Consider the following 18,654-nt stretch of genomic DNA (forward strand, 5'->3'; position numbering starts at 1 on the left):
GGTGCAGTACAGCTCGTCAAGCGGCCTCAGCACTTCCAGGAAGAGCGTCCTTCACCAGAACACTTCGGGCGTCCCGGGCGCCGCCGAGGCCGGCGACGGCTTCGGCAGCGCCGTGGCCTCCGGCGACCTGGACAACGACGGCTACGACGACGCGATCGTCGGCATCCCCGGCGAAGACCTGGCCGACCTGTCCGACGCGGGCGGCGCCGTCGTCTTCTGGGGCTCGCCGAGCGGGCTGCACGGGAACGACAGCACCTGGCTGCAGAACCCCGACCGGCCGCGGGCCGGCGCGAACTTCGGTCTGGCCGTCGAAGCGGCCCGTTACTTCGCACCGGACCCGGCGGCCCCGGACGCCAACCTGCGCGACAGCATCGCCCTCCTGGAGAACGACACGCTGCTGTTCTTCACCGCCGCGCCGGAGGTGGCGGCTCGGCATCTGACGGCGGTGGACGCGGATGTCCGGGCTCGGGACGTGAGCCCGCTCGAGACCGGCGGCTTCGCCTTCCGGAGCCTCAGCCACGGGAACTACAACGAGGACTCATGGGCCGACCTGGCGATCTCCGGTGTGACCACCGGTGACCAGCCGGGCGTCGGCGCCACCCAGGTGCTCCACGGTGCGCCCAGCGTCGAGGCACTGGGGGACGGCGGCGCGTTCGAGGGCGGTCCCGCGGTAGTCTCCAGCGACTTCAACCACGACGGCCAGGACGACCTGGCCATCGGGGACACGGCCGTCGGCTCGCCCGTCGGTGGATCGGTCTCCGTCTACCTGGGCCAGGGCGACCTCTCCGGCCTCGACCCGGCCCCGGCCCAGAAGTGGACGCAGGACTCCCCCGGCGTCCCCGGTACGGCCGAGGCCGGCGACCGGTGGGGCGCCGAGCTGTCATCCGGTGACACCGACGGCGACGGCCGCCCGGACCTCGCCATCGGCGCGCCCGGGGAGGACGTGGGCTCCGTGTCCGACGCGGGTGCGGTCTGGACGCTGCGCGGCGCACCGGGCGGGCTGACGGCGACCGGGGCACGCAGCTTCGACCAGAACTCCGCCGGCGTTCCCGGCGCGGCGGAGCGCTCGGACCACTGGGGCGGCCAGGTGCGGCTGATCGACGCCGACAAGGACGGTCTGTTCGGCCTGCTGGCGGCGGCGCCGGGTGAGAACACCGGCGACGGCTTCGTATGGGTCGTTCCCGCCTCGTCGTCGGGGCTGATCTCCAACGGTTCGTGGACCTACGACGGGGCGAGCCTCGGTGCGCCGGTGGCCGACGGGCAGTTCGGCGCGGCGATCGACGAGTAGCGGAATCCGCAGGGAGAGCTGGGAGTTCATCGCTCTTCGTCGCAACTGCTCAGTTCCGTAAGCCATTTGAGGGCGGTCAGGGAGTCTGCGGGCAGGGGCGCGGACGCGACGCCTCGACGGGCGCGCGGGCTTCAGGACGATTCCAGAGCACCTCGTACAACCAAACCCGTGACCGGCATGTCTGACATGGCAGGAACTGAGAGCCGCAAGCAAGGGGAAAGCGATGCGTACAAGACGATACGGGGCGGTGCTGGCCGCCCTGACGATGGCCGGTGTGGGCGTGGGAGTGGCGGCGCCCACGACGGCGAGCGCGGCCACGACGGCTGTCGCCTGCCCGACCGGATGGGGCAGCCTCCCGAAGACCGCGGCGGACGCCGACATCGGTTCGCTGACCGACATCAGGACCGGCGCGCACGACTGCTACGACCGCATGGTCTTCGACGTACCCACGGCGGGCACCGTGCCGATCGGGTACACCGTGCACTACGTCGACGCCTTCTACCAGGACCCGACCGGCGTGCGCATCCCGATCTCCGGCGGGGCGATCATCGAGATCATGGTGTCCGCCCCCGCCTACGACCTGGAGACTCACTCCGCGACGTACCCGGGCCGGGGCGGGCGACCGCTTCCGGGTGTCGACCTGACCGGCTACCGAACCTTCCGGGACGCGAAGTTCGGGGCCAGCTTCGAAGGAGTCACGCAGGTGGGGCTCGGCGTCCGGGCCCGGTTGCCGTTCCGGGTGTCGCAGCTCTCCGACCGACTGGTGGTCGACGTCGCCCACACCTGGTGAGACAGCCGCGAGACGGCTCGGCGCAGCCCTCGGCGGACGTGTCGAGCAGCGGCGCGGGGCGTGTCCCGGCCGAGCCCGGGCCGTGAAAGGACGATGTGGCGCGGTTGTGTGCGACCCCGCCACATCGCCTCGCAGGCTGCTACAGCTCGAACTGCTAGGACAAGGACACGTTGTCCCCGGCGGACACGACCTGCATGGTCGTGGTCGTGCCGGGGAAGTACCAGCGCCAGGATCCCGCCGCGGTCGCGGTGACCGTAGTACTCAGTCCACCCGTGCTGCTCGTCCTCACTGTTTTGACCGTGCTGTACGAGGACGACCCGGCCTTCTTGAACTGGAGCTTGACCTCCTGGCCCGAGAAGCCGTGGTATTTACGGTCTTCCCAGTTCGCACGGCTCAACTTGCCCTTCACCGTGAGCTTGGCGCCCTTGACGACCGGCTCCGGCGGGGCGTCCGTCGTGAGTGTGGCGGCACGCTTCACTTTGTACTGGGCGATGTTGTCGGAGATCCAGTAGTCACCGTCCTGCGCCTTCACCGTGGCATTGACCTGCCAGACTCCGGCGACCTTGTTGCTGTCGATGTCGTCGCTGTCCGCGATCCAGCCCGGGTCGATCGTCATCGTCGCGGTGCACACCGACGTCGTGGCACTCTGTTTCACGCACGTCGAGCCGGTCCAGTCGGCGAACCCATAACCGTTCGACCGGTTGAAGGTGCTCACATCGGTGAGTCCCTTGACGCCGGCGTTGTCCTTGACGGTGATCGCGATCGGGAACTTCACCACCTTCGAGGTGCCCACGATCACGTTCGTACCGCCGTCGACGACGGTCTTGACGACCCGGACATCACCCCTCCCCTCGGCGTGGGCGGCGGGCGCCACCATCACGGCCAGGGCTACTACTCCGGCCGCGGCCGACCACAGCGCTTCCTTGCGCATGTCCCTCCCCTGGAACTCCGCGCCCGCGGCCTGTGACCGCGGACGCAACTTCAGCGCGCAAAGGCTACAAGGCCAAGATCCCCCCGCCGGCTCCGGAGGGCCGGCTCGGGTCGGGAGCGGACTGCCACGGAGCCACGCCGCGCAGGGGCAGCGCTCGAAGTCCTCGTCGGTGATGTCGTCGAGCCGCGCAGGAGGGACGTTCGCGCAGATCCTCTTCCTCCGTGACACAGGCGGCAACTGAGTGGGCATCACGGCTCTCCCGCGCCTACGACCGCGTGCCGGGAAGCACTCGGGGACGACGGTCGTTCGCCCATCCGCACCCCTCGGCCACGACATCCGCTGCGCCGGTCCCCGCGGCCACCACCTGCGGAAACGCTGTCGCGAAGGCGGTCACTGCACCTGCCCGGGTGACGGACCCGCGATGCCTCCTGTTGCGGGCCTGACGGAGTGTCGGTTTTCTCGTCGATGGAGCACCACACGGGCACCGCGACAACTCGTCGGCCACAGCTTTGATGGAGGATTCCCTTGCGAAACACACACGTTGGCGTTGGTATCGGCCTGATCATCGGTGTCCTGGCTCTGGGGAGTCCAGCCTCCGCCGACGCCCGTGACTCACAACTCCGCATCAACGCGGGCACTGCCTCACCGGGCTCCACCGTCACCGTCACCACCACGGCCTGCGGCGCGGAAACCTACGGCAAGGGCGAATCGGAGGTCGGCGGGAAGTTCCACCTCTTCGCGGGCAAGCGCAAGGGCGAGCTCACCGGCGAGTTCCAGATCCCCGCAGGGGGCGCGTCCGGCACCGACACCATCACCGTGAAGTGCCCTCCACGGATCAAGATCACGGATACCTACGAGATCGCCAGCCGCCAGCCGAACGGCGCTGTCGAAGCCGGCTTCGGAGACGTCAAGGACACCGACACGCAAGTCGCCCTGGGCGGTGCGCTGCTCGCTGCGGCCGCCGCCGGATCGCTGGTCAGGATGCGCCGCCGCACGCTCGCCGACCGCACCTGACCGCCCCGCTCCCGCCACCTCGGCCGGCCAGGCATCGCATGCGCCCCCAGGTTCGCGGGAATGAACCCCACCCTGCTGCAGGCAAGAGGCTCAACCGTGACGGAACCCCGGCACAAGTCCAGCGCGCGCCCACGCACACTCGTCCCCCCGGTCGCGCTTCTGGTCGTGGCCTTCGCGACGGGCTGCCTGTTGTTGATCAACGGGTTCCTTCACGGGCAGCCGCCTCAGCCCACGGCCGACCAGGCCTTCTCCACCGCCGCAGGCGGCCCCACCGCTTCGGCGGCACGCCCCGCCGTCCAGCCGCTGCCCCCCGCGCAGCCCGTCCGGGTTCGCATCCCCGCCATCGATGTGAACGCCCCGACGACAAGACTGGGCCTCGACAGGGCGGGGGCGCTTCAGCCCCCGCCCGCGGACAGCCCCGGCCTGGCCGGCTGGTACGGCGGGGGCCCGGCGCCGGGTTCGTCCGGCACAGCCCTGATGACGGGGCATGTGGACACCCGCACCGGCAGCCCCGGCGTCTTCTACGAACTCGGCGCCCTCACCAAGGGCGCCACGATCGAGATCGGCCGGGCGGACGGCCGCACGGCGGTCTTCACCGTCGACGCCGTGGAGGCCTACGACAAGGACAGATTCCCCACCGAACGGGTCTACGGCAGCTCCGACCTGCCCGAACTACGGGTGATCACCTGCGGCGGCCGCGTCGACGACGCCGGATACCAGGGCAACGTCGTGGTCTACGCGACGCTCACCGGGGTGAAACAGCCGAACGGCCCGGTCAGGTGAACGGTTCGGGAAGGGGCGCCAGATGCCGTCATTGCTTTCGGTGAACGTCGGTCTGCCGAAGAATGTGCCGTGGCAGGGCCGGACCGTCTTCACCGGTGTGTGGAAGTACCCGGTGCACGGACCGGTGATGGTGCGACGACTCAACATCGACGGCGACGGGCAGGGCGACACGGCCGGCCACGGCGGCGAGCAGCGGGCCGTGCTGGTCTACCAGATGGAGTCGTACCGGCACTGGAGGCAGCACTTCGGACGCGACGACCTCGAGCACGGTCGGTTCGGGGAGAACCTCACCGTCGACGGCCTTTCGGACGACGAGGTGTGCATCGGTGACCGGTACCGCATCGGCGAGGCCGAGTTCGAGGTGACCCAGCCACGGGTCACCTGTTACCGCGTGGGTCTGCGCTTCGGTGAACCCGAACTGCCTGCCCTGCTGGTCAGCCATCACCGTCCCGGCTTCTATATGCGCGTCCTGCGGGAAGGGCACATCCAGGCCGGCGACGAGATCATCAAGACCGGGTCCGGGCCCGGCAGGCTGAGCGTGGCCGACACCGACGCACTGCTCTACCTCCCCGACCGGGACCCCGAGAAGCTGCGTCTGGCGGTGAGCATCCCTGCTCTGAGTCCCGGATGGCAGGGCTCGTTCCACGCATTGCTCGAGGCCGCGGAGGGTTCGGGAGCTGCCGCCGCAGGTGGCGGGGCATCGGCCTGGGACGGCTTCAGGGCGCTGCGCGTGGCTGAGGTGATTCCCGAAAGCGCCACCGTCTCCTCCATCCACCTCGTCGCCCCGGACGGGTCCCGGCTCCCTCCCGCCCGTGCGGGCCAGTACCTGACACTGCGCGTGCCCGGAGCCGGACAACCTGCCCCGGTGCGCAGCTACTCGCTGTCCTCGGCGCCCGACAGTGGCCGCTACCGGATCAGCGTCAAACATGAACCGCACGGCGCCGTCAGCGCGTATCTCACGGCGAAGCTGCGGCCGGGCGCGATGCTCGACGCGGCGGCGCCCCGAGGCGACTTCGTCCTCCAGGAGGGCACCGGGCCGGTTCTCCTCATCTCCGCCAGCATCGGCCTGACTCCGGTGCTGGCCATGCTGCACGAGCTTGCGGCTTCGCACGACGGCCGCGAGGTCTGGTGGATCCACGGTGCCCGCGGCCCGCGGGAACACCCTCTGGCCGCAGAGGTGCGCAGCCTCCTCACCGCGCTGCCGCACTCCTGCGAGCATGTGTTCTACAGCGCCGCCGCGCCCGGTGAGTACAGCCGCGACAACGCCAGGCCAGGGCGCCTCACCAAGGACAGCTTGCTCGCTCTCGGTGTCCCGGCGGACGCGACCGCCTACGTCTGCGGGCCTGCCTCTTTCATGGCCGACATCGAAGACGCGCTCACCACGGCCGGGGTCGAGCCTGATGCCGTCCATTCCGAGCTGTTCGGCGCGCTGCCCTCCATCACCCCCGGTCTGACAGGGCGGAGCGGTCTGCGGCCGCATCGACCGCCCGGTCCGCCCGGGACCGGCCCGGTGGTGACCTTCGCCCGCAGCGGCATCTCCACCCCGTTCCCCGACGGGCGACACAGCCTGCTCGAACTCGCCGAGGCATGCGACGTTCCGGTCCGCTGGAGCTGCCGGACCGGTGTGTGCCACACCTGCGTCACACCGCTCCTGTCCGGCGAGATCGCTTACACCTCGCCCCCGCTGGAGAAGCCCGCCGCGGGACAGGCGCTGATCTGCTGTGCCCGTCCCGGCTCCGATGTCGTCCTCGACATGTAGGGCGGCGCCGGCCCTGACCACACCCGTCGGCCAGAAGAGCATGGCGGGCGAGGACATCCCGAATGGGCGAGGCCCTCACCGTCCAGGCACCCAGCCTCGGTGACCCCGCATGCCTCGCACTCTCCCCGGGGCAGGAGGTCATGGTGGTCGAGGCCGCCGACGGCCTGCGCAGGAGCATTGTGCCCAAGGAACGTGCAGTGGAGCGCTCCGTGCCGTCCGTCCGCTACGCCCATGCGGAGTTGATGCATGCTTGCACCGTTCGTTCGGTCGTCAGCGGTTCCATGCCCGTGCGGCGCTCCGAGATTGCCACCGACTGGGTCGAGCCTCTCGCGGCTCATTCGCTGGTGCTGCCGCGCAGCGACCGCTGGAACCAGGCCCTGACCACCGCGCTGCTGGGCGACTGGTGCGCCCCGCTGCTGACCGACGGGTTCCTGCCGGCCACCGCCCTGAGCCCGCTGAAGGCGGAGGCCCGCACGCTGCACCGTCAGCTGGTGCCGATCTGGCGGCGCCGGACCCAGCACGGGCGAGGGCGCTGTCACGTTGGCTGATGGGTGGGATGATCTTCGGGTTGGTCATGCTGGGGGGATCGTCCGTGGAGAGTGTGTCGCCGTCGTACAGGGGGCATCGGTACCCGGTCGAGGTGATCTCCCACTGCGTGTGGCTGTACTTCCGGTTCCCGCTCAGCTTCCGCGAGGTCGAGGAGCTGATGCTCCAGCGCGGCGTGATCGTCTCCTACGAAACGATCCGCCGCTGGTGCGCCAAGTTCGGCCAGGCCTACGCGAACGGACTGCGCCGCCGGCCCTGGCCCTGGCCCGGTGACAAATGGCACTTGGACGAGGTCTTCATCAAGATCAACGGCGAGCAGAAGTATCTGTGGCGGGCCGTCGACCAGGACGGCAACGTGCTCGACATCCTCGTACAGAACCGGCGGGACAAGGCCGCCGCCCGGCGCTTCTTCCGCCGCCTGATGAAGAAGACGCGCGCGGTGCCGCGGGTGATCGTCACCGACAAGCTCCGCTCCTACGGCGCCGCCCACCGCGAAGTCATGCCCTCCGTCGAGCACCGCTCCCACAAGGGCCTGAACAACCGGGCCGAGAACTCCCACCAGCCGACGAGACAACGCGAACACGCAATGAAGGGCTTCCGCTCCGTCGGCGCGGCCCAGCGGTTCCTGTCCGCATTCAGCGGCATCTCACCCCACTTCCGACCCCACCGCCACCTGATGACCGCATCCCAACACCGAGCCGAAATGACCATCCGCTTCGCCATCTGGAACCAGATCACCGGCGCTGCCAGCTGACCCACCACGGCCCGACCACAGGCCGGCACCCGGACCCCACCACACCATCAGGCACCCACACACCCAACAACGTGACAGCGCCTGGTGGAAGCATGAAGGTATGAGTGAAGCTGGGAGCAATGCCGAAGACGCGGTGACCAAAATGCGCGAGGAACTCGACGGGGAGGAGAGCGGTCTCGGCGGGGCGATGATGGGGATCGCGGACTCGTATATGGAACTTGCCTGCGGTGCCGGCCGCGGTTACGGCGTCCATGCCCACTACCGCGAGAGCAACCTCCACACCGGCAAGCCGATCACGGAACTGGCGGTGGAATTGGCGGCCTGGGCGGCCCAGATTGCTGCGAAGGCCGGGGCCCTGGATGCCAAGCGTGCCCACCTCAAGCAACTTGCAGAACAAGCGACCGGCGACGAAAAGGGAAGCCGTCACGGGCCTGGAGGACGTCCCCCCAGGCCAGCTGCTGCTCCGAGCGCTGGCGGCACTGGGGTAAAGGCACGTCGCCGACCCTAAATGACGCCCTGCTGGCCTCCTGGAGAAGGACGTCACCGAACTACTCGCAGCGCTGCTCCCCGGTTCCAGCCCTACGCCATCGCCCAGGGCGTGCCCGAATTCCTCCACGTCGCTGCGGCATGCCGCAGCGCATCGAATCCGGCGGAGTGACCTGCTCAGGCCCACGACTGCAAGACGACTCCCTGGGCTCAGGGTTTCCAGGTCCGCAGGAAGGAGGCGATCCGGGCGGCAGTGCAGCGCGGGTTGTTCAGCTCGTGGGCGAGTGCGGTGAGCTGTTCACGTGTGGGGTTCACGGGAATATTGCTGGCCTCGAGGTACATGACGGCGACGGCGCAGGCGACGGTGAGGTTGGAACGCTCCAGCCAGCGGCAGCGGCCGAGGTTGTGCACCAGGGCAGCCGCGCGGGCGTAGGCGCCGTCGTAGACGGGTGAGTCGAGGAGTTCGCCCCGGTGGCGGGCGACGGCGGCGATGGGCACGCCGTAGTCGTCGGGGGCAGGGTCGCGGTGCCCGGCCCGGTCCGCCACCTCGAGGATCCAGGATTCGTCGACGTGCACGATCACGCGGCGGCGCCCGCCTGCGGATCGGCGTACGGAGCATCGAGCTGCTGCTCCAGATCGTCGAGGAACGTGCCGTGCTCATCGATGAACCGCTGGGCGGCCGTCATGCCAGCGGCGCGGACGCCGGTGGTGTCCTCGATGATGAGCCGCTCCACGTACCGGTTGAAGTCCAGCCGACGGGCGGCTGCGGCGGCCTTGCCGGCCGCGAGCACGCCCTCTTCCAGCCGGACCTGCGTCTGCCTCTTCGCGGTGTTCACATTCACATGGTAGCAGGGTGGTAGCACGCGTGGGCGGGGACGAGTATGACGACGTGAGGACGGCGCCCCGAGCCCGCGGAGCGCCCCTGGCCATGAAGGACCAGCCCGTCTCCGAGTTCATCGACGGGACACGGACACAGCCATGCGCAGCCTTTCGGCGCGCGCGTGCTCGTCGGGGGCGAAAGGAGGCAGAGGAGATCCACACTCGTCCATACGTGGACGGAACCAGCGGATCCTGGGGTCGGCTGAAGCCTTGTGACGGTTGAACGCCACGTCCTTGGTGGTAGCGCTGAGCCCATGGAATGGCGACTGCCTGAGGCAATGCTGGCCAAAGCCGTCGAAGACCTCCCAACGGGCCCCATCGCCTATGAAGCTAAATGGGACGGTTCTCCAGACACCTCGTGATGTCTCATTCGGGTCCGCCCGCAGCGGCCGGGGAAGGGCGGCAAGTCGGGCTTCCAGGAAGAGGCGCGAGGCGTGCCACTCAGCGGCAGCCCGGCACTGTCCAGGAGAGCGTCACGGCTGCTGCTTTGTGCGGCCGGCTGAGGCTTGTTGGGCGTCCGCGCCGGAGCTGACGTGTCGTTGAGTCTCCTGGGGGCCGTGCCAGTCCAGGCACATCACGGTGGCATCGTCTTCGAGCCGGCCGCCGGCAGCGTCACGGACTGCGGACGTCAGCATCAACGCGGTCTCCCGCGGGTGCAGGCCCCGGGTGCGCTCCAGCAGGGCGGGCAGGTCGACCTGCTCCCCGTGCCGTTCGACCATGCCGTCGGTGAACATGAGCAGACGGTCACCATGGCGCAGATCGAGGTCCTGAACGCGGTAGGGGAGGGTCGCGAACTCGGACAGCCCGAAGGGATGGTCCACCTCGCAGGTGATCACCTCCACAGCGCCCTCGCGCATGCGCAGTGGCCAGGGGTGTCCCGCGTTGACGAGCTGGGCCCGCCCGGTGCGGAGATTGATGCGCAGCAGTTGCCCCGTGGCGTGCCCTTGGCCGTGCTCGACCAGGGCCTGGTCGGCGCGGTGGGCCTGTTCGGCCAGGTCGGCTCCGGCGCGGCGGGCGCCGCGCAGGGCACTCACCAGGACCGTGGCGGCGAGGGCGGCGTCGATGTCGTGGCCCATGGGATCGGTCACCGACACGTGCAGCGCGTCCCGGTCCAGGGTGTAGTCGAAGGTGTCGCCGCTGAGGTTTTCGGATGGCTCCAGGCTCCCGCACAGGGTGAACTGCGCGGCCTCGCACGACAGTGACAGGGGGAGCAGCTGGTACTGGATCTCTGCCGCGAGGGTGGGCGGCCTGGAGCGTTTCCCCCAGGTGTAGAAATCAGTGAAACGCCCGTTGGCGATCACGATGTAGGCCAGGACGTGGGCGGCTTCCCCGACCTCAGCAAGGATGTCCTCGCCGGGGGCGGCAGGCAGGAGCAGTTCCAGCAGCCCGATCGCATCCCCCCGGTTGGTGACCGGCACGATCACCCGCTGACCCTGACCGGTCGCCTCCTGATACAGCCGCTGGGTACGGATCACCTCCTCGTAGACACTGCCGAACAAAGGGATCCGCTCCGCCTCGCGCCCGTCTGCCGGGGCGGTCGACAGCCGTGCCACCGCCTTGCCCGTCAGGTCGACGATGAGGAATGAGACCTTCGTGGCCTCGAAACGCCGCCGCAGGTCCTCCGCGATCACGTCCACCGCCTCCACCGGCGCCGCTGTCTCCGCTGCCGTCAGCAACCGGGGAAGTCCACTCTGCCCACCACTCACGACCGCAGCTCCTTCCGCCCGCCCCGCCTACCAGCAAGAGAATCACCACGGCGAGCGTCAACACATGAAAAGTAACAATAAGTGCAGATCATTGCGTTATGTGTTCACGGAAGTGAGTTTGTTTCCTGGCGTCCACTCGCTGACGCGGCCGTCGCGAATGCTCCAGTCGCGAACTCGACGAAGGGGTGGCCGCCTCTGCCCCGCTGCTGGGCAGCAAAGCCGAGACGCTCACAGGTGCTCCGGTCCATATCAAGGGGTCCATGGCTCATGAGACATGGCAAAGGCTGGAGAACGACGGGTTCCGGGCAATCCTCAGCCGGAACCCGGAGGGCGCTGTGGAGATCCGTTCACGGCAGGGGACTCTCCTGAATCCCGGATTCCCAGAGCTCGCTGCTGCAGCCCGCGACCTGCCACCGGTCATCCTGGACGGCGAGATCGTGATCTGGCACGACGGCCGCCTGGCTTTCGAACGACTGTTGCGCCGCCTCAACCGGCGTCCAGAGTCCGTGGCTGCTGAGGTCCGTTCCAGTCCAGCCCACTACGTCGCTTTCGATCTCCTACGCGTCGACGGTGGGGACGGGGATGTGGCCCGACTCCCCTACCGTGATCGCCGGGCCCGGCTGGAGGCACTCTTCGTCGATCAAGGGCTCATGCCGCCCTGGACGCGGTGTCCCATGACGCTGGACCGGGATGAGGCGCTGTCGTGGATGTGGGAATGGGCGCCGGCCGGGATCGAGGGCATCGTCACGAAGCGGGTATCCGGGACCTATGGCTTTGTTCACGAGTTGCGGGTTCTGGCACGGATCTTGGGGAGCCGTCGCGGAGGGTGACCTCGATGCTCGATTGCGAGGGACTGGCTCGTGCGAGACGGCGTACGCCTTGGCGTCTGACAGCCAGAAGTGACGCTCCATCAGATGTGTCCCGTTCGCTGCTCTGGTCGGCTGTGGACGGTGATGCTGCTGGTCATGCAGATCGATGCATCGTTCTGGGACTCGCTGGTGTTCGACGGGATCGACGAGGTGGAGGTCGAGGCCGTTGCGGCCGCGTTCGGCACGGTCGAGGTGGTGGCGAGAGGCCGCGCGGTCGCGGCGACGTGTCCGGACTGCGGCCGCTTCTCGGACCGAGTCCACGACCGTTACCAGCGCAGGCTGAAGGACCTTTCGCTCGCTGAGCAGGGCTTTGTAATCCGGCTGACGGTCCGGCGCTTCATCTGCGGGTCGGCGGACTGCCCGCGCCGGACGTTCGCCGAACCGTTCTTCCGACTGGCTGCCCCGTACGCTCGGTTCACTACTCGACTCAACCACACCTTGGAGCGAGTGGGGCTCGCCTTGGCGGGGCGGGCCGGCTCTCGGCTGGCGGCCCAGCTCGGCTTCGACGCGGGAAGGATGACCTTGTTACGCAGGGTCATGCCCGCCGTGAGAGGACGGACTTCCAGCGGATCGTGACACCGCGCGACGCGTAGCTCTCCTTGTGGCCCTCACCGGTGCGGGCCCCTTTGCGGACCCGCACCGGGGGCCGGACGGGGAAGACGCTGAAACATCCGCCGGCGGTGCGGGTCCAGGGGCGGTTCAGACCCTGTTCACGGGGTCGGTCAGGGCTTGGCGGAGTACACGACCCCGGCCAGGTTCTGCGCGGCGGAGCCCCAGACCTGGTCGTGGAGCGAGGTGTCGCCGCCCAGGGTGTAGAGCAGGTAGGCGGTGGTGACGCCCCGAGTGAGCTTCTGCTGTACGGCGCGGGTGATCGATCCGCTGTCGCAACCGATCCCCGAGCTGTCGACGAAGCCGCAGTGGAAGCCGCCGGTGATGACACGGAGTTGGGTGGGGGCGGTCTTCGCGTCGTACATCTTCTGCTGGTTGTCGGCGACACCGGCGATGCCGTCCTGGCTCGCGCCGACGTACTGGGCGGGGATGCCGAGGGTGCCGGATGCCGTGACCGCCGACGGGTTGGTCTCCGCGGCCGCCACGGTGGAGACGCTCCTGACGGCCGTGTTGCGGCTCGCGGCCAGCAGCGCGGCGCCGCCTCCCATGGAGTGCCCGGACACCCCGAGGTGGGCCGTGTCGACCGTGCCGGCGAAGCGGGAGCCGCTCGTGGTGTTCTGGGCGGCCAGCCAGGTCAGGGACGCGTTGAGGTCGTCGGCGAAGCCCGAGTGGCTCGGGAAGAGGCCGCTCTGGGACTTCGGGGTGACGGTGATGAACCCCCAGGACGCGTAGTGCCGGAGCAGCGTCTCGTACTTGGAGATGTCCTGGAAGAAGCCGTGCCCGAAGGCGAGGCCGGGGTGGGTACCGGCGGCCACGGGGGCGTTGGCGCCGGAGGTGGTTCCCGGGTACCAGACCCGCGCGCTGAGCGAACGGCCGGACGCCGACACGGTCAGGTCGGTGTAGGCGACGGCGTGGGTACCGGGCGCCGAGGGGTCCGCCGCGGAGGCGGCCAGGGGTGCGGCGGCCGAGGCGGGGGCGACGGTGAAGGCGGCCGCTGCGGTCAGCAGCAGCGCCGGCACGGCCCGTAACAGTCCACGGAACACGAGTTCACCTTCTCGATGTGGGGGAGGAAACATTGTTTCCCCAACAGAACAGAAAATCGCGTACATGACAAGCCTCCCCGCACTCGCCGTTTCTGTTTCGCTTGACGGAACAGCGTTGACATCAATGAAACGCGGGGAGTATCAAGGGGTCGGGACTCCCGCTCGCCCGACGCCTTCGGAGGACAGGTAGTGGAAGATCTCCCGGCACATCTGCGGTCCGTCCCGGACGACCGGCGCACCGCGCCCAGCATGGTCGCGGGGCTGCGCTCCTGGGCCGCCGCCACGCCCGCGCGGACGGCCGTCGTGGACGGCGCCAGGCGCCTGAGCTTCGCCGCCGTGCACAGCCGCTCCAACCGGCTCGCGGGCTCGCTCCTCGCCGCTGGCCTGCGCCCCGCCGACCGCGTCGCCGTGCTGCTCGGCAACCGGCTCGAATACCCCGAGATCGCGGCGGCGCTCGGCAAGGCGGGCCTGACCATGGTGCCGGTCGGCGTGCGCCTGACGGTTCCGGAGATCGCCTTCATCACCGGTCACAGCGGCGCCCGCGCACTCGTCGTGCAGCACGACCGCTCCGAGGAGGTGTCCGCGGCCGTCTCGGTGGACGTCCTCGTGCGCGTCGGTGGACCGGGACCGGGCCGCGCCTACGAGGACGTCCTCTCGGAGGGCCGCGACGTGGACCCGCGGATCCCGGTCACCGGGGACGACACGTTCTGCGTGCAGTACACCTCGGGGACGACGGGGCGGCCCAAGGGCGCGCTCCTCACCCACGCGGCACGCGCGTTGACGGCTGAACTGTCGGCGCACGAATGGGGCCTGGGCGAGGAACGCGTCAGCGTCGCGGTGGCCCCCATGAGCCACGGCGCCGGATTCCTGTTCGGCTACGCTCCCCTGCTCACCGGCGGGACGGTGGTGATGCTGCCCCGATGGGACCCCGAACGGCTGCTGGACCTCGCCTCGCGGGAGCGGGCCCAGTCCGTCTTCCTGGTGCCGACCCACGCCCAGGCCATCCGGGACCTGGGCGGAACGGGGCCGCGCGGCCGGGACCTGTCGGCCCTGGACACCCTGTACTTCAACGCGGCCGCGCTTCCCGTCCCGCTCAAGGAATGGGTGCTGGACACCTTCCCGGGATGCGGTGTGCACGAGTTGTACGGGTCGACCGAGGGCGGTGTGGTGACCAACCTGCGCCCCCCGGACGCGCGCCGCAAGGCCGGTTCGGTGGGCCGGGCCTGGTTCCGTACACGGCTCCGGATCCTCGGCGACGACGGCGCCGAGGTCGCCGCCGGTGAACCGGGCGAACTCTTCAGCCACTCGCCGTTCCTGATGAAGGGATACCTGGACGACCCCGAGGCGAGCGCGGCCTGCCGAACCGCCGACGGCTTCCTGAGCGTCGGTGACGTCGCGACGATGGACGAGGAGGGCTACGTCCGCATCGTCGACCGCAAGAAGGACGTGATCATCTCGGGCGGACTCAACGTCTACCCGCGGGAAGTCGAGGAGGCCTCCCTCACCCATCCGGACGTGGCCCAGTGCGCCGTGGTCGGGCTGCCCGACCCGCTCTGGGGCGAGGTGGTCACGGCGTACGTCGTTCCGCGGCCCGGTGCCGCACCCGTCGGCCCCGAGGAACTCGCGCTGTTCCTGCGGCCGTTGCTGGCCGGCTACAAACTGCCGCGGCAGGTGCGCGCGGTGGCGGCGCTGCCGCGCAACTCCGCGGGCAAGGTGCTCAAACGCGAACTGCGCGCGCCCGCCGCCCCGCGGACACCATCACCGGAACAACCGTCTCCCCTTCCTCCCCGGTGACACCCGTTCCCGTCGGCAATCACACCTCCCCCGCCCGGGGACAACCCCCGCGGCGACAAGCGAAAGGCGGTGGCGCGGTGCGCCCGCACGTCGAGCTGATCCACGAGGACGACTACGTCTGGCATCCGGCCGAACTCCCGTACACCGTCGGCGAGGTGCGCGAGCGACGGCTCAGCAGCGACGAGGAGGACGGTTCGGCCGCCCTGTCCCTGGCGTTCGACTCGGCGGCGTCCGTGACCGGCGGCCACTTCGACGCGGGCGCGGGACTATCCCTCGACGTACCGGCCATCACCCAGAGCGGCGCCTACGAGGCCGTCCTCCGGCTGACGCTCTCCTGACGATCCGCCATAACCGCCGCCGAGCAAGGGAGTCGGCGCCGACCGTCGTCCCGTACGGCGGTCGACGTACCCGTTCGTCACTTACCGCGGTCGGCCGCACCGGTCGTCTCCCACGGCGGTCGCGACCACCCGTCGCCCCTCACAGCGGTCGGCCGCGCTCGCGGTCCCCTCGCCGTGGCCCACACCGGGCCCCGGCACCTCGACTCACCCCGCCCACCCGCCGCCGGAGCAGGAGCACACCCACCATGCCCATCCGAAGCCGCGGCACGCCCGGGGCGATCCGCCCGGCGGTGTCCTGCGTCCTGCTCGTCCTGCTTCTGACCCTGCTCGTGAGCCCCGTGCCCGCGGCGGCGGCCGGGAGCGGGCCGAGCGCCTGGTCCGTACGGCCCGCGGGCGCGGTCACCGACGGGGTGCGGCGCGGCGTCTTCTCCCTGGACGCCGCGCCGGGCTCGAAGATCAAGGACGCGGTGCTCATCAGCAACCTCTCCAAGGTCCCCCTCTCCTTCCAGGTGTACGGGACCGACGCGTACAACACGCCGCGTGACGGGGCGCTCGCCTACCGGGAGGCGGGGCAGGCCCAGCAGGGGATCGGACGCTGGGTGAAGCTGCGCACCAACGCCCTGGTGATCCCCGCGGGTCGCAGCGCGGAGATCCCCTTCACGGTGACGGTGCCTCCGGACGCGACGCCGGGCGCCCACGTCGGAGGCATCGTCGCGCTCAACAACGCGGTGGAACAGGCCGGTCAGGACAACGGCGTCGACCTCGGCATCCAGCGGGCCATCGCGGTGCGCATGCAGCTCGCCGTGGCCGGCCCACTCACTCCCGGGGTGACGGTGCGCGGCGTGCGGCTGACCCACCGGCCCGCCGGAGTGCCGTTCCGCTCCGGGCGCGCGACCGTGCGCTACACGGTCGTCAACACCGGGAACACCGTCGTCCAGCCGACCGCCCGTCCCCGCGCCACGGGGCTGTTCGGCCGTACCCTCAAGACCTTCCGGACCGCCCGGCTGCCGGTGCTGCTGCCCGGCCGGAGCACGGTCATCACCGCCGCCTGGGACGACGCTCCCCCACTGGACTTCGTCCACGCCTCCGTACGCGTCAGCGCACAGGGCGTGCCCGAGGCGTCCGCCGAATCCGGTTCCCTACTGCTGTCCTGGACCACCCTCGCCGTGCTGCTGGCCGCACTGGCGCTGCCGGTCCTGGCCCTCTCGCAGGTGCGCCGGCGGCGCCGTGCCCGGCTGGAGAACACACCATGAGCCGCTTGGTTCCCACGGCCGCGCTCACGGCGACGCTCCTGGCCGGCCTCGCGCTGCCCGCCACACCTGCCCGAGCGGACACCCCGCGGCCCTCGATCGGCGTCGGCACCACGCGGTTGACGCCGGGACGGCCGGTCACCGTGACGGGTACCGACTGGCCTTCGGGCGCCACCGTGCAGGCGGAGGTGTGCGGCGCCCGCGCGCTACGGGGCAGCGCCGACTGCGACACGCTGCGCGCCGCGGTGGCCCTGGTGGCCGCCGACGGAACGTTCCGGGTCGCGCTCGTCGCGGGCGTGCCGCCCTCCCGCTGCCCCTGCGTGATCCGCGTGACGGCCCGGCCCGGCACGAGCGGCGCCCAGGTGGACGTCGACCTCGACGGGCAGCGGGAAGCGACACTGCCCTCGCTCGACCCGGCCCCGCGCGTCGACGTGATCCGTACGCACATCTCCGGCTCGCCCGGACCGGCGGAGCTGTTCGGCGCGTCCCCGCACCGGACGCTCACGGTCACGGTCCGCAATCCCGGGACGACCGCTCTGGGCCGGGCCCCGCTGATCGTCGCCTGGGGTACGGGCGGTACGGCGGACATCCCGGTCTCGGCCCCGCTGACCACAGACCTGCCCGCGGGCGCCACCCGCACCTACCGCGTCCGCGTCACCCTGCCGGTCGCCGCCTTCGGCAGGTACTCCGTGGGCGGCACGTACGGGCCCACCAAGTTCTCCTCGGCCACCGACGTCTACCCCTGGGGACTGATCACGACCGCCGGGCTCTCGGCTCTGCTCCTGGTCTACGCGATCGGCGTCGCGGCCCGCCGCCGCTTCCGGGAAGGTCCGGCGGAGGCGGCCGTCCCGCCGCCGGACGGGGTCGGGACAGCGATCGCCGTCGAACTCGCGGGACTCCGTGCGTGCCTGGCCCGCGCGGGGAGCGGGGACGACCGGACGATCGCCCTGCACACGCTCCTGCGCCACGCGTCGGGAAAACCGGAACTGACCGACCGCCAGGGCCTGGACGATCTCGTACGGCTGCTCGCTCCGCCGCTGCCGTCCCGGCCCGGGGACACCACCGGGGCGGAGTCCGACGAACCGCGCAACTTCCGTTCGCAAGAGGTGAGGTGAGGACATGACGCCGTCGCGTGCGCCCTGGGCCGACGACGTACTCAGCGGCGCCGCGGCCGGTCTGCTCCCCGGCGGTCTGGTGCTCGGCGCCCCACTGCTCGGTGCGGTCGTGGGCATGCCCGGTGCCGCGGTGCGCTACGTGCTGCTCACCGCCGCCCTCCTGTGCGTCCTCGGTGCGGCAGTCGCCCGCAGGCTTCTCCGGCGGCGGCCCGTCACCCCTCGCACGGCGGCGCGGTGCGCGCTGCTCGCCTGCCTGCTCAACGCGGCGGCGGGGCTGTGGCCCTCGGTCCCGGTGTACTGCGCGGCCGTGCTCGGGGGTGCGCTTCTCGGCGCGCCGGGGCTGCGCCTCTTCCGTGCCACGCCCGCCTGGTGCGCGAGCGGACTCGCCGGACTGGGTGCGGCCGGCGCCGTCACGGGGTGGCTGGCGGAGCACCCCGGCGCGGCGCTCGCCGTGTGCGGAGCGGCGGGGGCGACCCTGCTGACCCCGCTCGCGCTGAACCAACAGGGCGAGGCCCCGGACAACGCGCCCCGGGAGCACGGCAGTTCGTCCGGTACGGCCATCGGAAGCGGCGCGGTGTCCGCCGCGCCCCGCACCGGCCCGACCGGAGCCGCCGACACGACATGTCCGTCCCTCGCCCAGGCCGCGTCATGCACCGACGGGACGCCGCCCGGACCCACCGCGCGAAGCGCCACGGTGGAC

The 18,654-nt window shown here is 70.5% G+C and carries 20 protein-coding genes; 15 read left to right on the plus strand and 5 right to left on the minus strand.

Translation table 11 applies throughout. The features are described from left to right. Together ACFWBT_RS31740 and ACFWBT_RS31745 are read left to right on the plus strand one after the other, a co-directional pair. Nucleotides 1-1,288, plus strand: a 1,288-nt coding sequence (locus tag ACFWBT_RS31740) for an FG-GAP repeat protein (RefSeq protein WP_385706431.1), incomplete at its 5' end; no start/stop codon positions are given. 223 nt (nucleotides 1,289-1,511) lie between these two features. Continuing rightward, nucleotides 1,512-2,078 carry a hypothetical protein gene (locus tag ACFWBT_RS31745; RefSeq protein ID WP_385706432.1) on the plus strand — a complete coding sequence of 189 codons (567 nt, stop codon included), beginning with the start codon at nucleotides 1,512-1,514 and terminating at the stop codon, nucleotides 2,076-2,078. A 154-nt stretch (nucleotides 2,079-2,232) separates the two neighbouring features. Here the strand turns inward: ACFWBT_RS31745 and ACFWBT_RS31750 are convergent, their stop codons facing one another. Beyond that, complete coding sequence (locus ACFWBT_RS31750) at nucleotides 2,233-3,009, minus strand: hypothetical protein (protein WP_385706433.1); 777 nt, start codon at nucleotides 3,007-3,009, stop codon at nucleotides 2,233-2,235. A gap of 525 nt (nucleotides 3,010-3,534) precedes the next feature. On the opposite strand from ACFWBT_RS31750, the gene ACFWBT_RS31755 reads away from it, so the two are divergent. The 6 genes from ACFWBT_RS31755 (at nucleotide 3,535) to ACFWBT_RS31780 (ending at nucleotide 8,373) form a co-directional block, all read left to right on the plus strand. Then, nucleotides 3,535-4,023: a sortase gene (locus ACFWBT_RS31755; protein ID WP_385706434.1), complete on the plus strand. Its 489-nt coding sequence runs from the start codon at nucleotides 3,535-3,537 to the stop codon at nucleotides 4,021-4,023. Nucleotides 4,024-4,182: 159 nt separating this feature from the next. Next, on the plus strand, nucleotides 4,183-4,806 hold the full coding sequence (locus tag ACFWBT_RS31760; protein ID WP_385706450.1) for a class F sortase: 624 nt from the start codon (nucleotides 4,183-4,185) through the stop codon (nucleotides 4,804-4,806). Between the two features lie 22 nt (nucleotides 4,807-4,828). Beyond that, complete coding sequence (locus tag ACFWBT_RS31765) at nucleotides 4,829-6,565, plus strand: MOSC domain-containing protein (RefSeq protein WP_385706435.1); 1,737 nt, start codon at nucleotides 4,829-4,831, stop codon at nucleotides 6,563-6,565. A gap of 62 nt (nucleotides 6,566-6,627) precedes the next feature. Next, on the plus strand, nucleotides 6,628-7,113 hold the full coding sequence (locus ACFWBT_RS31770; RefSeq protein WP_385706436.1) for a hypothetical protein: 486 nt from the start codon (nucleotides 6,628-6,630) through the stop codon (nucleotides 7,111-7,113). Nucleotides 7,114-7,157: 44 nt separating this feature from the next. Next, nucleotides 7,158-7,865 carry an IS6 family transposase gene (locus ACFWBT_RS31775; RefSeq protein WP_385706437.1) on the plus strand — a complete coding sequence of 236 codons (708 nt, stop codon included), beginning with the start codon at nucleotides 7,158-7,160 and terminating at the stop codon, nucleotides 7,863-7,865. A gap of 100 nt (nucleotides 7,866-7,965) precedes the next feature. Next, nucleotides 7,966-8,373, plus strand: a complete 408-nt coding sequence (locus tag ACFWBT_RS31780) for a hypothetical protein (RefSeq protein ID WP_385706438.1) — start codon at nucleotides 7,966-7,968, stop codon at nucleotides 8,371-8,373. 188 nt (nucleotides 8,374-8,561) lie between these two features. Here the strand turns inward: ACFWBT_RS31780 and ACFWBT_RS31785 are convergent, their stop codons facing one another. From ACFWBT_RS31785 to ACFWBT_RS31795, 3 genes are all read right to left on the minus strand, one after another. Further along, a complete protein-coding gene (locus ACFWBT_RS31785; protein WP_385706439.1) occupies nucleotides 8,562-8,933 on the minus strand; it encodes a fic family toxin-antitoxin system, toxin component in 372 nt (123 codons plus the stop codon). Further along, nucleotides 8,930-9,187, minus strand: coding sequence for a hypothetical protein (locus ACFWBT_RS31790; protein WP_385706440.1), 258 nt, complete (start codon nucleotides 9,185-9,187; stop codon nucleotides 8,930-8,932). The genes ACFWBT_RS31785 and ACFWBT_RS31790 overlap by 4 nt, the downstream gene beginning before the upstream one ends. Before the next feature lie 516 nt (nucleotides 9,188-9,703). Continuing rightward, the gene (locus ACFWBT_RS31795) at nucleotides 9,704-10,936 is read right to left on the minus strand and encodes a PP2C family protein-serine/threonine phosphatase (protein ID WP_385706441.1); all 1,233 of its coding nucleotides are present in this window, start codon (nucleotides 10,934-10,936) and stop codon (nucleotides 9,704-9,706) included. A 260-nt stretch (nucleotides 10,937-11,196) separates the two neighbouring features. On the opposite strand from ACFWBT_RS31795, the gene ACFWBT_RS31800 reads away from it, so the two are divergent. Both ACFWBT_RS31800 and ACFWBT_RS31805 read left to right on the plus strand, forming a co-directional pair. Continuing rightward, nucleotides 11,197-11,766 carry a hypothetical protein gene (locus tag ACFWBT_RS31800; RefSeq protein ID WP_385706442.1) on the plus strand — a complete coding sequence of 190 codons (570 nt, stop codon included), beginning with the start codon at nucleotides 11,197-11,199 and terminating at the stop codon, nucleotides 11,764-11,766. A gap of 135 nt (nucleotides 11,767-11,901) precedes the next feature. After that, on the plus strand, nucleotides 11,902-12,381 hold the full coding sequence (locus tag ACFWBT_RS31805; RefSeq protein ID WP_385706443.1) for a transposase family protein: 480 nt from the start codon (nucleotides 11,902-11,904) through the stop codon (nucleotides 12,379-12,381). A 146-nt stretch (nucleotides 12,382-12,527) separates the two neighbouring features. Here ACFWBT_RS31805 and ACFWBT_RS31810 read toward each other — a convergent pair whose 3' ends face one another. Beyond that, nucleotides 12,528-13,457 carry an alpha/beta hydrolase family protein gene (locus ACFWBT_RS31810; RefSeq protein WP_385706444.1) on the minus strand — a complete coding sequence of 310 codons (930 nt, stop codon included), beginning with the start codon at nucleotides 13,455-13,457 and terminating at the stop codon, nucleotides 12,528-12,530. A gap of 189 nt (nucleotides 13,458-13,646) precedes the next feature. Here ACFWBT_RS31810 and ACFWBT_RS31815 point away from each other — a divergent pair, with 189 nt between their 5' ends. The 5 genes from ACFWBT_RS31815 to ACFWBT_RS31835 form a co-directional block, all read left to right on the plus strand. After that, the gene (locus ACFWBT_RS31815) at nucleotides 13,647-15,251 is read left to right on the plus strand and encodes a class I adenylate-forming enzyme family protein (RefSeq protein ID WP_385706445.1); all 1,605 of its coding nucleotides are present in this window, start codon (nucleotides 13,647-13,649) and stop codon (nucleotides 15,249-15,251) included. Between the two features lie 77 nt (nucleotides 15,252-15,328). Beyond that, nucleotides 15,329-15,589, plus strand: coding sequence for a hypothetical protein (locus ACFWBT_RS31820; protein ID WP_385706446.1), 261 nt, complete (start codon nucleotides 15,329-15,331; stop codon nucleotides 15,587-15,589). Nucleotides 15,590-15,834: 245 nt separating this feature from the next. Continuing rightward, entirely contained in the window at nucleotides 15,835-16,842 is a 1,008-nt protein-coding gene (locus tag ACFWBT_RS31825) for a WxL protein peptidoglycan domain-containing protein (protein ID WP_385706447.1), read from the plus strand. Then, on the plus strand, nucleotides 16,839-17,954 hold the full coding sequence (locus tag ACFWBT_RS31830) for a hypothetical protein (RefSeq protein WP_385706448.1): 1,116 nt from the start codon (nucleotides 16,839-16,841) through the stop codon (nucleotides 17,952-17,954). Before ACFWBT_RS31825 ends, ACFWBT_RS31830 begins: the two co-directional genes overlap by 4 nt. A gap of 4 nt (nucleotides 17,955-17,958) precedes the next feature. Next, nucleotides 17,959-18,654: hypothetical protein (locus ACFWBT_RS31835; protein WP_385706449.1), on the plus strand; the 696-nt coding region annotated here is incomplete at its 3' end.

Source organism: Streptomyces sp. NPDC060027, from assembly GCF_042737005.1.
Taxonomy (GTDB): domain Bacteria; phylum Actinomycetota; class Actinomycetes; order Streptomycetales; family Streptomycetaceae; genus Streptomyces.